Genomic DNA, 13,429 nt, shown 5'->3' with positions numbered 1-13,429 from the left:
AGCCCGTGGCATGCCGCGAAGAATACCACACTGTAGTTCTAAGTTATCGGTATTGGGATTAGACAGAGGTTGTCGACCGAGGCCAAGATTGTCTCCCCGGCGGATACCGGGACCTCGCACCAGCGTCGCTGCTGGCCCCGGGGTAGCTCGGGCGACGGGGGGCACCCCGCGTCACGGTCAGTGCCCTGACGAGGACAGCTGGTCTGCCTCAGAGGCGGCTGGCGAGACTGGCACCAAAGTTCGCGACTCCTTGCCTGCCCGTCGCGTATCACCTCACGTTCTGGAGTGTCCATGTCTAACGCACACTTTCCGTCGCTCGAGGCCTACCTCCAGGACGGACCGCTCGACGTCGACGGCGCACTCGACGATGGCGGAGGCGCGAGCTTCAGCCTTAAGGGGCGGGAGCTGGAGGCGACGGTGCTGTTCGCCGACGTGGCGGGCTTCACGCGTCGGACGGCCGATCTAGGTCCGGTGGAAACGCTTGCTTTCGTGAACAACTACGTCTGCTGGGTAACACATGAGGCGCTCCGGGGACGCCCCTGAACCCACCGCTGAACTCATGATCTTGTGCGGCAAGGCGTTCGGGAAGATCATCGAGGGCAAAAGCCCAGGTCAGGACGGGTGCGCCGCCAGGGACTCGAACCCCGAACCCGCGGATTAAGAGCGCGCGTGAAGGCCTGTCGGACGGTGACGGCTGATGTCGCCGAATCCGATTTCCGCAGGTCAGCGGGGGTGCTGGCGTCCCGGACGTGTCGGGCGCTGTCGTCTGCTGCCGGACGCTCCGGCCCCATTGCGTCCCCATGATCTTGGTCTTTTCCGGTGCTGAGCATCGGCAAGCTCGGCCGTGGCCAGGAGGGCTACTACCTGCAGGCGGTGGCCCGGGGGGTGGAGGACTACTACCTGGGTTCGGGTGAGGCCCCGGGGCGCTGGATCGGGGGTGGCTGCGGCGGTCTGGGTCTGACCGGGCGGGTCGACGCCGGAGCCTTGACGGCGGTGCTGGACGGGCGGTCACCGGCGGATCCGCAGCGGTCGCTGCTCTCGCTGCGGCGGCCGGACCGGTTGCCGGGCTACGACCTGACGTTCTCCGCGCCGAAGGGCGTGTCGTTGCTGTTCGCCCTGGGCGACCCGGAGCTGATGCTCGAGGTCCGGCGGGCGCACGACGCCGCGGTCGCCGCGGCGCTGGGCTACCTGGAACGGGAGGCCGGTGAGGTCCGCCGCGGCAAGGACGGCGTCAGCCGGTTGCCGGGCGGCGGGTTCGTCGCCGCCGCGTTTCGGCACCGGACCTCCCGGGCCGGGGACCCGCAGCTGCACACGCACGTCTTGGTCGCGAACATGATCCGCGGCGCGGACGGCCGGTTCTCCGCGCTGGACGGGCATCAGCTCTACGCCCAGGCCAAGACCGCCGGCACGCTCTACCAGGCGGCGCTGCGCCATGAGCTCCGCGAGCTCGGTCTGGCCTGGGCGGTGCGGGACAACGGGCTCGCCGAGCCGGCCGGGATCCCGCACCGAGTGCTGCGGGCGTTCTCCCGCCGGCGGGTGGAGATCGAGGCCGCGATGGCCGAGCGTGGCAGCACCAGCCGCGCCGGTGCGCAGGCCGCGACGCTGGCGACCCGCAAGGCCAAGGACTACGGCGTACGGCCGGAGTCCCTCGCCGCGGAGTGGCACGCCCGGGCCGACGCGCTCGGGTTCGACGCCGACGCCCGGATCCGGTTGCTCGGCCGGTTGCCGGCCCGGTTGCCGGAGCCCGCGGACCTGCTGCGCGCCTCGGGCGAGCTGCTGTCGCCGGCCGGGTTGACGGCCAGGGCCTCGACGTTCAGCCGTCCGGACGCGATCCGCGGCTGGTGCGTCCAGCTGCCTCAGGGTGCGCCGGTCGCCGACGTCGAGGCGCTGGCCGACCGGCTGCTGGTCTGCCCGGACGTCGTGGCTCTCGGCGCCGGCAGCAGCCGTCCCGCGCAGGAACCTGGTGGTGCGGCTCGAAACGCCCGTCGGTACACGACCGGGGAGATGCTCGCGACCGAGGTCGCGGTCCTGGCCGCCGCGGCCGCCGGCCGGAGCGCCGGGGTGGGGCTGGCCGACCCCGACGACGTCGCCGCAGCACTCGCCGCCCGGGAGCTGTCCGCCGAGCAGCAGGCGATGGTCCGCCAGGTTGCGACCTCGGGCGCCGGCGTTGAGGTGATCGTCGGGAAGGCAGGTGCGGGCAAGACCTCCGCGCTCGCCGCCGCAGCCGAGGCGTGGCGGGCCGGCGGGGTGCCGGTGCTCGGCACGGCGGTCGCCGCCCGCGCGGCGTTGGCGTTTGGTGAGCAGGCCGGGGTGCCGGCGATGACCGTCACCCGGCTGCTGGCAGCGCTCGACAGGCCGGTCGGTGGTCGCCCGGCCGGGCTGGCCCGCGGCAGCGTGCTGATCGTCGACGAGGCCGGGATGCTCGGCACCCGACCCCTGGCCCGGCTGCTGGCGCACGTCCAGGCCGCCGACGCCAAGCTGGTCCTGGTCGGGGACCACCGCCAGCTGCCCGAGCTGACCGCCGGCGGCGCGTTCGGTGCCCTGGCCACGACCCTGCACGCCACCGAGCTGCAGCAGAACCGCCGACAGGTCGAGGCCTGGGAACGCGGCGCCCTGGACCAGCTCCGCAACGGCGACGCCAGCCGGGCACTGGACGACTACGACGCGGCCGGCCGGGTGCAGCGGGCCAGCACCGGCGCTGACGCCCGCTGCGCGCTCACCGCCGCCTGGTGGACCGCCGCCACTGCCGACGGCACGCGCGCACCGTCGGAGCAGGTGGTGATGCTCGCGGTCCGTCGTACCGACGTCGACGAGCTCAACCTGCGGGCCCGGGCGCACATGAACGCCGCTGGGCGGCTGACCGGACCGGTCCTGACGGTGCCGGTCAGCCCGTACACCGACCGGTCCTTCGCCGCCGGCGACCTGGTGATCGCACGGCGCAACGACTACCGCCACGGGCTGATCAACGGCCAGCGCGGCATCGTCACCGCCGTCGACCCCGACGCCGGGACCCTGACCGTCCAGCTCTGCGGCGCCACGACGATCGTCCCGGCCGCCTACCTCGCCAGCGGCGGGCTCGACCACGGCTACGCCCTCACTGTCCATCAGTCCCAGGGCATGACCTGCGAGCAGGCGATGCTCCTCGGCTCGGACGCGCTCTACCGGGAAGCCGGCTACGTCGGGCTGTCGCGCGGCCGACAGCGCAACGACCTACACCTCGTCGACCGGCCCGTCGACGACGACCCGGCGCAAGAGGACTGCCACGCCCCGCGGCGACCCCAGCCAGAGGTCGAGGACGCGCTCGCCGCCGTACGCACAGCGCTGGGCCGCAGCCGAGCCCAGGAGCTGGCAGTCACCCATCGCACTCGGTGAGCCCGCCTGAGCGCTGATCCCCGTGCGTCTCACCGGCCACGATCCTTCGTTGGGCCACACGTCAGCAGGGGTTGATTGTCCGCACCCGCCCCTACCTTGTGGCTACCGAGGAGAGGGTTCGTCGTGAGGTCGTACTGCAGCTTGTACGTGGACGCTGGCTACCTGATCGCGGCCGCATCGACCCGCGTCACGGGGACGTCGCTCCGGTCTGCGACGGAGGTCGACGTGCCGGGCCTGCTGACGGAGCTGACGAAGCAGGTGGAGGCCGACAGCGGCCTGCCGCTCCTGCGTATCCACTGGTACGACTCGGGAACCCGTCAGGGCGCCCCGTCCGGCAGCCAACGGGACATCGCGACGCTGCCGAAGGTGAAGCTCCGGCTGGGCAGGGTCGGGTTCAACGGTGAGCAGAAGGGCGTGGACCTCAAGCTCGCTCTTGACCTGATCACGCAGTCCCGCAACAAGGCCGCCGAAGTCGTGTACCTCGTCTCTGGTGACGACGACCTCAGCGAGGCGGTCGAGGAGGCCCAGCACCACGGCGTCCAGGTCATCTCACTGGTTGTGCCCGACGATCAAGGACAGGCGATCTCGGTCTCTCAGAACCTCCAGATGACCGTGGACCAGCTGCAGCTGATTCGCACGGCGGTGATTGACGACCACGTGAAGAAGTCGGCCTCGGCCGCCATGAAGGAGGTGGCCGAAGCGTCAGGGGTCGCCGAGGAGCCGGCCACGCAAGGCAGTCCTCCGCGCTCCCCGGTGGTTGCGGTGCATCCTCGCCCGGGCCCGACGCCGACTGACGTCGCACGCCCGATCCCGAGACCGCCGATCGTGCGACCGCTGACCGCTGCCCCGCTACCGGCCTACAGCACGTCAACCGGCGCCGGCGGTGCCTACGGAACGCACACCGCACTCGATGATCACGCGGCTGAGGCCATCGGAGACGTGGTGGACAAGGTCGTCATCAACTGGTGGCGGGGCGCATCTGAGGCAAGCCGCGACGAGCTGCTGAAGGGCAAGCCGCTCATCCCCTCGGACATGGACCGTGCGCTGCTCAACGACCTGAGCAACAAGCTGGCGATCTACGACATCCCGCAGGACTGGCGCTTCGCACTACGCGAGGCCTTCTGGGCGAAGATCGGCCGCTTGTAGGTGACGACGACACGGGCACTGCCCTGACGCGCCCAACACCGAGCCCCCCTGCTGCCAGCCGAACCCCTCTCCTGGACAAGATCAACTGCAAGATCAGGAAGACGGCACACAGTTGCATCTATGCTTGAGCGCGCAACTATCCGCCTCAACCATGACGACCGTGACGGTGGGCAGCGCTGCAACCAGACTGTCCTGTCGACGCATTTGGCGCGGAGGTCGACGCAGCTCACGCCGAGGCCTGACCGTCGATCTACACACGGTGTAGCCCGGCGGCACTGGTCAGGTGCTCGGCGATCTGACGTGGCACGTCGCCACCCGTGACCATGAGGCCGCACTCGAGGTTGCGCTCCATGGCGAAGGCCGTGAGGTTGGCGCTACCGACGAGAGCGACACGTCGGTCGACCACGAGCACCTTCGCGTGCAGCGAGGCACCGGCGGGACGTTCGGTGAGCGGCCAGCACAGGACCTGAGCCGTGAGATCGGGGAAGGGCTCGGAGAGGCCGTTCCACCCGGGCTTGTCCTCGGCACGCTCGAGCAGCAGGGTCACGGCGACCCCCCTCTCGGCAGCCGCCGACAGAGCGGCGGTGACGCCGGCGGGCGGGTAGGTCGCGTAGCTGACGAGCACGATCTCCTGCTGCGCTGCGGCAATCAAGTCGGCGACGACAGCGATCGTCAGGCGGCTCCCGACGACCGTCGACGCCGGCCCTGTCCACACTGGCCGCACGTCCACCGACTCGGCCGCGGCTGCCACGCATCCCCTGATGAGGCCGGCGAGGTACGGACCATCGCCGGCCTTGACGATCTCCTTGGCTTGTCGCGCCGCGCTCCGGGAGGCGGGCGCGGCGGTGTCGTGGACGAGCGCGCTCATCTCCCCCGGCCCCTCGAGCGCAGCCGCGGCGAGCGCCGCGACGAACGGCCGCGGGAGTTCAGCCACCCATCGCCGAGCCAGCGCGACGACGTCGGTCATGAGAACGCAAGGACATCCGCGATGTCGACCAGGACCCCGCGGTGCAGCCAACGATTGCCGCTCTCACAACTGGTCTCGGAGGCGAATAGGCAGGCGTGGCACGCGGCAGCGTGCAGCACGTCGCTCGGAGCTTCCGGGACGCGCTCGGCGCACAGCGGGTCGGAAGAGCAGGTCCGCGCGTCGTCGAGGGCGTCCTGCAGCAGCCGGCCAAGGAAGCTCCGGTCGGCCAGCGCGACCAGACCACCGAGCGTCCCCTCGCTGTCGCTCGCCGCAGTCGACAGCAGCAAGCCCGCCGTGGGTGCAGCCGGTGTCCCCACGTAGATCCGCTCGCGGATGCTGGCGGAGGAGTAGCCGCACTCCAGGGCGACCTGGCGCAGCAGCAGGTGGCTCAACGTGTGCACAAGCAGATAACGGGCTAGCTGGAAGTCGGGCGCCGGCTGCCGATCCCGATTCGCCAGCCAACGCGTCTGCGCACCGCGCAACGCCAGCACGTGCGGGTGGTCGGTTACCCGGCTCTCCCAGGAGGCGACGGCGTCCTCACGCAGCTGCAGAAAGATGCCCTCGCCGCGGCGTTCCACTGCTGGCACCCAGGTGCTGCGACCGGACGACAGCGACACCCGTCGCGCGGGCGCGAGGTCGCCCTGACCCGGTGCCTCCACACGGGTGAAGCCGAGCAGCGCCTGCACCTCACGCAGCCGCTTGACCTGGACGACCTGCTTCAGCAGATGTGTGAAGGCCGAGGGGGCAGGCGTCGGCACCGCGAGGAAGTCGCCGTCGTGCTTGGTCGTGGTGGGATCGCACAGCAGGTCCCACTCGGCGTCGAGCAGCCCGACAGCGGCGTCCTTCGGCTCAGTGCTGCGCCGGGTGCGTTCCTCCTCGACCTCCGACCAGAGCTGATCCGGCGTCAGCTCTCGCAGCGCGTGCAGCGCCGGAACCATCGCCACCACGCTGGCGAGGACCTCGGCATCCGGTTGCGCCGAGAGCACCGCCCAGTGGTCGCTGATCAGACCGGACACCGGATCAGCCTGTGGCAGGTGGAGCGCGCTCGCGGTCACGCCGAACCACAAGTTGGAAGCGCCGAGCACCATCAGCTTCAGTGGCTCGGGACAACCGACCTGGAACGTCTGCAGGTGCGGGTGCCGACCACGGCACCGCGGCAGGTTGTGGGCGCCCTTGCTGCCGGCCGCCTCGCTGATGTTGCGCTGCGCGTCGCAGCCAGCGGTGCAGCGGATGGAGACGCGCGGCCCGAGCGTGCTGCCGGCGTCGCGCATCTCCAGCTGGGGACCGGGGCAGGTGCGCGCGGCGTTCACGTGCACGAAGTCGACGTACGGGAACTCGTCGAGGTGGCCGTTCGCGCACGCCACAACGAAGCGAGCGGGGATGCAGGCACGCCTCTTGGACACCGCGACGTTCTGCCGGGGGCAGTGCCGGTGCACCCACTTGGCCAGGTCGGGCCGTCGGCCCCAGCGGTGCTGCAGCTCAAGCTGGTCGACGCCGTCGATCGGCAGCAGCTGGTGACAGGCCGGGCACCGCAGCCAGCGTGGGAAGGTAGTGACGGGGACCCCGAGCCGAGTGAAGGGGTCGTCGGAGGCCGACGGGTCGTAGGGAGCCGCCCGCAGCGAGGTGATCCCCGCGCCGGGAAGTGCGCGCTGCACCTCGTCCAGCAGGCGAGGCTCGGAGATCGCCGTCCCGCCTGCGCCCCAAGCCTCCAGCCCCCGCGTCACGACGCTCATCCCGGGAAGATCGACCACGGCCCCGACGCCGGAGACGGTCATCAGCTGGCTCGGCCGGCCCTGGCCGATGCGAGTCGGATCAGGCTTGAGTTGGCTCACGATCCACCATCCACGGGGGTGAAGTCCCATGCCGGTGCGGCCGTCCAGCTGGCGTCCTCGCGACGCAGCTGGAGCAGCACCTCGGGCTCAACGTCACGCAGACTGCGTGGGGCGCTCCAGTCGTTCCACGGCGGGTCGTCCGGTTCGCGAAGCAGCCCGGCCGCCGCGGTCGTGCTGGCTTCGTAGCCGAGCTGGCCGACCGGCAGCGTGCTGCGCCGGTGGAGCCAGGTGTCGATCTGCTTCTGTGCCCGGTCGCGGACCGCCTGCCCTGCGGGGGCCGAGTCGGCCACCAGCTCGGCCCGAGCGCGCAGCGCCTCGACGAGATCGGCGACGTGGGCCGAGCCCAGGCCGACCGTGTGGGCTCCCAGGTTCGGCAGGCTGGACGGCGAGCTGTGTCGCAGCGCGCTGACCAGGACTCCGGCCAGGCCCCGATCCAGGGCTCGGTCGCTGAAGGGCGTCGTCGTCAGTCCTTCGACTCGACGGCCGAACGTCGCATGGTCGTAGGCGAAGTGCTCGTAGTGGGCGAGGTCACGCGGCCGGTTCCACTGGAAGATGGTGACCACCAGTCCGGGCGCGCTGGTCGAGCGACCTACGCGGGAGCTGGCCTGGATGTACTCCGCCATGTTCTTGGGCTGGCCGGTCACCACCATCAAACCGAGGCGCTGCACGTCGACGCCGACCTGCAGCATGGACGTGGCGAGCAGCACATCGACCGGTCGTAGGTAGCCCGGCCGGACCTGCTTGTCCCACGTGGGCTTGTCGGACTTGCGCAGCTCCGACAGTGCCCGCATGCCGGCGGTGCTGTCCTGATCCACGGAGAAGCGGCGCTCCAGGTCGGACAGCGACTGGGTGATCTTCTTGCTCTCCATCCGGCTGGTCAGCTCCGCGATGGTGGGGCGGCGGCGTTGCACCAGGGCGTCCTGGCGGCCGAGCCGGTCAGTGACGTCGTCCTCGGCCAGGCGGCGCATGCCGGCCAGTTCGCGGGTGCTGGTGAAGTAGTCGACGACGGTGAGGTAGGGATCGGCGGCCTCGCCGTGCTGGTCGAACAGCAGCTGCCCGTACTCCAGCAGCGCCGTCATCACGCGGATCTCCACGGCCGTCAGCCGCTCGCCGGGCGCCAGGATCCCGCGGTAGCGCCGACCCGGCTGTTGGGCCGACGGCGGCACCCGGCGCGAGAAGAAGGTGTCCCCAGCGTCCAGCAGCGGCGGGGGGAAGACAGTGAGCCCACGCGCGAAGACCTGCTGCACCTGCTGCTTGGCCCGACGCACGGTCGCCGTAGACGCCACGAGCACCGGTCGTACGGAAGCGCCGGCTTGCGTCCGGGTGCACAGCCGATCGACGACCGTCTCGTAGAGGCCGACCATCGAGCCGAGTGCGTCGGAGATCAGGTGCAGCTCGTCCTGGATGATCAGGTCGGGCGGCCGCAGCAGATGCGGGACCGGCTGTGGTGACGTCGACGGCAGCTGGCCTGCCTTCGGGTGGCCGCCGTTCTTGCACCACTCCGCCATGTCCGGGCTGCGGTAGCCGTGGCGGGCGCACTCGGTGCCGACCCGCCCGAACAGGTGGGCAGTGGCCGAGCGCCAGGGAAGGGCCGCGAACTTGTCGACCGTCCCGATCACGAGCGCCGGCGTCAGGCGGTAGATCTCCTCGTCGACGACCACCGCCGGCAACCCCTCGACCGACCGGGCGGGGGTGAACGGGCACCGACCGTCCGGGTCACCGCAGTGCAGCAGGACCCGGCGCCGCAGCTTGTTCGCGTGCGCGTCCCGGCCGAGGTCGAGCGGCGCCCCGCACCACGGGCAGCCGGCGAACTGCTGCAGGCCGCCCACCTGTCCTTCGCCGGCGCGTCCGGCTGCGTCCTCGAGCTGGCGCAGCGCCTCGTCGAAGGTGTTGGGCGTGACACTGGACCCGACCCACAGCCCGATCCGGATGGGCGTGTCCCCCCAGCGGGTGTCACCGGCCGCCACCCGCTCCTGACGAAGCAGCTCGCAGGCGCAGATGAGAGCGGTGGCGCGCTGAAACTGCTGCGCGGTGAGCAACCGCAGCGTGTAGCGCATGAGCACGGCAACACCGTCGGTGCCGTCTCGCGCGTCTGCGCCTTCGCCTATCAGGCCCTGCAGCCTGCGTACGGCAATCGTGTAGGCCGTCAGTCCGAGGTAGGCCTCGGTCTTGCCACCGCCGGTCGGGAAGAACAGCAGCTGGGCCCGCCCGTCGAGAAGGGGGCCGCGAAAGGCGTCCTGGTGAGACGGATCGCTCAAGCCGGGCAGGCAGAGAAGGACGAAGGCCAGCTGGAAGGGCCGCCAGGAGCGGTTTGCGGGAACGTCGAGCTCGCGCAGCAGAGCGACGACGTCACTATCCGGCTCGGCGGTGCGCCGTCGTACGAGCTCACTGCGCACCCGCTGACGCGCCATCGCCTGGTTGGCGAAGCGGAACGCCTCCCGAGCCTGCGGGTCGTCGCGTAGCAGGTCCACGGCACGGCCCAGACGGGCCGCGGTCTCCCGTGCCTCGGCCAACGCGGGCAGGGCGACGTCGCGGTAGCGGCCGATCTCCGCGTCGTGCTCGAGCAGGATCCGCTGCCCATCCAGCCACCGGCTGTAGCCGTCAACGAGCGGGCGCAGACCGCGGACCAGGTCGTCGGCCTCGAGGTCAGGGCTGCCGAGGCGCGCCATGTCGAGCAGCAATCCAGGTGTGGCCGTTGGGTCGCCCGGCACCACGAGAGGCACCTCGGCCGAGGGAAAGCAGGTCGTGCGCAGCCGCCACGCCCTGGCCTGGCCGTCCTGCACGTCGGCATCCACCGCGCACTGCCGGCCGGTGGCGTACAGCCGCTGGCGGCGGTGCTGCAAGGCCAGCAGCCGGAGCTCGGGGTCGCTGTCGTGGCGGACCTCGGGCACGTCGGGGTCGTTGTGACCCAGGAAGATCGCGGAGCTGGCGTCGAGAGCGGTGACGGACAGGCTGACCTGGAACAGCCGGTCTCGGTCCGGGCTCTGCTGCGACACCGGCTGGCCGTTGACCAGGAAGACCTCGACCACCCGTCGCTCGCCGCGGTGGCGCACGGTCCAGCGGACGACGACGCCCTCGCTGTGCCCGTCCGGAACGGCCGAGCCGGAACCCTCTTCGTCGACTCGGACCTCGACCGAGCCGCCGGCGGGCTCACGGCGCCACACGGTGCGCTTTCGTCCCGTCGGGGTCTCGTGGTGCTCGGACGACCCGGGGCTGTAACGCCCCCAGGACGCCTCCACGACCACGATGTCGACGTCGGTGGGCAGCTGGAAGGCAAGGCCGAGCGAGGAGGCAGCCATCGCGCGCGACCGGATCGCTGCCACGGACGGCGGCGCCTCCCGGTCGTCTGGGTCCAGACCCACGCCCTGCTCGTCCATCAACTCCGGCCGGTCCTCGACGCCGTCGTCCTCAGGGGCCTGCTCAGCGTCAGTGACCGGTTCGGCGCCTTCCGGTCGGCGCGGCACCAGCCGGCCGAGCAGGTAGCGCTCGCCAGGCGTCGTGCCCGGGGGAAGCTCCTCGGCCGACCCGTCCCACGGCCCGAGCAGGTCGCGCTCGAGCAGGTCCTCGAGGGCAGCGCGTACGTCGAAAGATGTGGCCGGGGTCATGGGTCCTCCTTGGGCGACGGTCTGGGCATCATGGCCTTGCCGCACGACAGAAGAGGCTTTGCGGCGCCCTGCACCGGAACCGTGGGGTATCCAGAGGGCGTCAGAAGCTGCGACGATCAGTCCGTGCGCGGCACGACGCGCAGTTGCCGGACCCGCTCGGTACGCGGGTCGGCAGGCAGACGGACCCACGGCTCGTCTTCGGCGCTCCTGACCGGTCTCTCGCCCGACGGCAGCAGGTCCGTGAACAGCGCCAGTGTCTCGCCCAGCCCGGTGGCCGCCGGAGCGATGACGCCGTGACGTCCCAGCTGGTGAGCGACCTGCGCGACCTCTTGGCACCGCCGGTAGGCATCTTGATCGTCCGTGCCCGACTGCAGATCCTGCAGTGTCAGGCCTGCGTGCCCTCTCGCGCCGGGGCTGCGCAGGTCGAGCAACCCCGTGGCCGAGACGCTGCACGTGATCAGCACGCGAGGCACCAGGTTGTCCAGCAACGAGTCGCGTTCGGCCGCGTCCTCGACGTCGACAGGGTCGACCAGGTGCCGGTACGCCTCGACGACGACCGAGTCGGTCGGCCGCCCGAGGTAGAGCACGGGGAAGGCGCCGCGGGTACCCCAACGGCCGTCGCCGGCCCTGCCGTCCAGCCCGTGGCGTGCCGTGCGTGCCCTCGCGTGACGCTGCCAGATGCCGGCCTCGCTTGCCGCGGGCACCAGCGCCAGGCGGGCCGCAAGGCTGTCCGTGCTCACATGCCTCCCACGACGCGGTCCACCTCTTGGAGGACGACGTCGATCTGGTCCTCAGCAAGCAACTCGATGGGCCGGCGGCCACCCAGGTTGCGGTTGCGTGAGCGCAGCCAGATCTGAATGCCCTCGTCGGTGTAGACCTCGCGCAGCTCGTTGACGAGGTGCTGCACGTCCAGCAGCCGGTGAGCTGTGGCCCCACGCGGGGAGCCGCCCCTCGTCCAGTTCTGGACGGTACGCACAGACGCTCCGACGGCACTGGCCAGCTCCGTCTGCGTGATCACGGACGAGGTGACGTCGTCGACGATGCGCATGTACGTCACGCTGCCTCGATCGCGTTCGTCCGATCGCGAACTCGCCCTGGTCATCGGTTCCCTTCGGTGGCGCCCCGGATGATTCTGCAGGTCAGACTACCTGTCAATGGGCGCCGCAGTTGCGTTTCGAACTGCGTGTAGTGTTACCTTCAACTCCTCGACGGAGGAGGCTGTCATGGCCGAACTACTCATCCGGGCCGGCGCACGGGACGCCGCGCTGGTCCAGGCGGTGCTCGGCGGCCCTCCTCACCACCGCCCCCATCGGGTGGTCGTCGACGCGCACGTCGCCAGCGCTGCGCCGAGCATCAGCGTGTCGGCGAAGGAGACGGGGGTCCCGTTCCTCATCGACCCGCAGACCTTCTATCTGCAGGACGTGCAGCACCCCGCGGATCCTTGGGCGCAGCTGACCTTCGCTGATCCCCAGACGAGTTCGCCGTCGGACCTGTGTCACCCCCGACGGATCGACGCTCTCGTCGCCGGGGTCGTGGACTACCAGCTCGCCTGCGGAGCAACGGCGATCGTCATGCCCTACGTGCACGTCGAGGCTGTCGACGACGGCTGGGGTGAGGTGCAGGCCGCCCTGTGGCGCGCGACGCGGCGTTATGTGGACCGCACGGGGCTGGCGCTTCCGACCGTCGCGGTCCTTGCGCTCGGGTGGCGGCTGCTCGACCGCAGCTCCTGGCCCGATGGGCTGGACCCGTTGGGCCGCGCCCTCGATGAGGCTGAACCGACGGAGGTAGCGCTCGCTGCCTCGAGGGTCGACGCGGGCGTCAGGCCCGAAGAGCGGTTGGCATCGCTCATCGCCGTGACCCGCCGGTTGAGCCGTCGGCACCCCGTGCTCGCCTGGCAGCAGGGAACCCTGGGGGAGGCGGCGGTGGCGGCCGGAGCCCGGGCTTACGAGTGCGGGATCGGCTGGCGCGAACGCTGCGACCTGCGCGGGGCCATGTCTGCGCACCGCCAGCGGCCGAGCGGGGGCGGCGCGCGCCCGGTGTACATCGCGGCGCTCAAGCGTGGCATTCCGAAGGCCTCGGTCCGTTCGCTGCTCGAGCACCCAAGGATTGCTCCCGAGTTGGTCTGCCTGGACGTCTCGTGCTGTCCGGGCGGGCGCCGCGCTCTGCTCGAGGACGGCCGCGCGCACGCCATCCGGGCGCGGCTGCGCAGCTTGGAAGCGGTCGCGCAGGCGGACCGGCCGGCTTGGCGGTGGCACCTCTTGGCTCGCGAGGCCGCCGCCGGCCTGGAACTGGCCGCCCGCATCAACGTCGCCGCGTCGCGGACCGCCGAGGTGGCGCGCGTGGACGACTCCGCCTTGCGTGCGGTGTCCGTTGTTGCTGAGCACCGCCGTCAGGTCACACGGCGCCGCCCGGCTGCCTAGCCGCCCGGTGGCGGTGGGGTGTTGCGCAAGATCGGTAGCGTGTCGCTACGTTGAACTTCGTTGTTGATCTTGTAGGACTGCAGGCGA

The 13,429-nt window shown here is 71.0% G+C and carries 9 protein-coding genes; 4 read left to right on the top strand and 5 right to left on the bottom strand.

Features of this window, described 5'->3' with window-relative positions; genetic code table 11:
* Window positions 1-291: 291 nt before the first annotated feature.
* From WD794_15945 to WD794_15935, 3 genes are all read left to right on the top strand, one after another.
* Window positions 292-543 (top strand): hypothetical protein, encoded by a 252-nt coding sequence (locus WD794_15945; protein MEX2291804.1) that lies wholly within the window; start codon window positions 292-294, stop codon window positions 541-543.
* A 276-nt stretch (window positions 544-819) separates the two neighbouring features.
* Window positions 820-3,372, top strand: a complete 2,553-nt coding sequence (mobF, locus tag WD794_15940; protein ID MEX2291803.1) for a MobF family relaxase — start codon at window positions 820-822, stop codon at window positions 3,370-3,372.
* A 225-nt stretch (window positions 3,373-3,597) separates the two neighbouring features.
* On the top strand, window positions 3,598-4,518 hold the full coding sequence (locus WD794_15935; GenBank protein ID MEX2291802.1) for an NYN domain-containing protein: 921 nt from the start codon (window positions 3,598-3,600) through the stop codon (window positions 4,516-4,518).
* A 250-nt stretch (window positions 4,519-4,768) separates the two neighbouring features.
* On the opposite strand, the gene drmC is transcribed toward WD794_15935, so the two are convergent.
* The 5 genes from drmC to WD794_15910 all read right to left on the bottom strand — a co-directional run bounded on the left by drmC (window position 4,769) and on the right by WD794_15910 (window position 11,970).
* Entirely contained in the window at window positions 4,769-5,485 is a 717-nt protein-coding gene (gene drmC, locus WD794_15930) for a DISARM system phospholipase D-like protein DrmC (GenBank protein MEX2291801.1), read from the bottom strand.
* Entirely contained in the window at window positions 5,482-7,317 is a 1,836-nt protein-coding gene (locus tag WD794_15925) for a DUF1998 domain-containing protein (GenBank protein MEX2291800.1), read from the bottom strand. The genes drmC and WD794_15925 overlap by 4 nt, the downstream gene beginning before the upstream one ends.
* Window positions 7,314-10,922 (bottom strand): DISARM system helicase DrmA, encoded by a 3,609-nt coding sequence (drmA, locus tag WD794_15920; protein ID MEX2291799.1) that lies wholly within the window; start codon window positions 10,920-10,922, stop codon window positions 7,314-7,316. Before drmA ends, WD794_15925 begins: the two co-directional genes overlap by 4 nt.
* A gap of 116 nt (window positions 10,923-11,038) precedes the next feature.
* A complete protein-coding gene (locus WD794_15915; GenBank protein ID MEX2291798.1) occupies window positions 11,039-11,662 on the bottom strand; it encodes an RES family NAD+ phosphorylase in 624 nt (207 codons plus the stop codon).
* Window positions 11,659-11,970 (bottom strand): antitoxin Xre/MbcA/ParS toxin-binding domain-containing protein, encoded by a 312-nt coding sequence (locus WD794_15910; protein ID MEX2291797.1) that lies wholly within the window; start codon window positions 11,968-11,970, stop codon window positions 11,659-11,661. Before WD794_15910 ends, WD794_15915 begins: the two co-directional genes overlap by 4 nt.
* A 175-nt stretch (window positions 11,971-12,145) precedes the next feature.
* On the opposite strand from WD794_15910, the gene WD794_15905 reads away from it, so the two are divergent.
* Window positions 12,146-13,342, top strand: a complete 1,197-nt coding sequence (locus WD794_15905) for a hypothetical protein (GenBank protein ID MEX2291796.1) — start codon at window positions 12,146-12,148, stop codon at window positions 13,340-13,342.
* Window positions 13,343-13,429 lie beyond the last annotated feature (87 nt).

The sequence above is a fragment of the Mycobacteriales bacterium genome (genome assembly GCA_040902655.1).
Taxonomy (GTDB): Bacteria; Actinomycetota; Actinomycetes; order Mycobacteriales; family SCTD01; genus SCTD01.
This window is presented reverse-complemented; position numbering and strand designations above follow the sequence as displayed.

Bases quoted from the DNA above. Each gene is read 5' to 3' on its own strand.
- WD794_15910 (MEX2291797.1), bottom strand. From the start codon at position 11,970: ATGCGCATCGTCGACGACGTCACCTCGTCCGTGATCACGCAGACGGAG.
- WD794_15945 (MEX2291804.1), top strand. From the start codon at position 292: ATGTCTAACGCACACTTTCCGTCGCTCGAGGCCTACCTCCAGGACGGA.
- drmC (MEX2291801.1), bottom strand. From the start codon at position 5,485: ATGACCGACGTCGTCGCGCTGGCTCGGCGATGGGTGGCTGAACTCCCG.
- drmA (MEX2291799.1), bottom strand. From the start codon at position 10,922: ATGACCCCGGCCACATCTTTCGACGTACGCGCTGCCCTCGAGGACCTG.
- WD794_15905 (MEX2291796.1), top strand. From the start codon at position 12,146: ATGGCCGAACTACTCATCCGGGCCGGCGCACGGGACGCCGCGCTGGTC.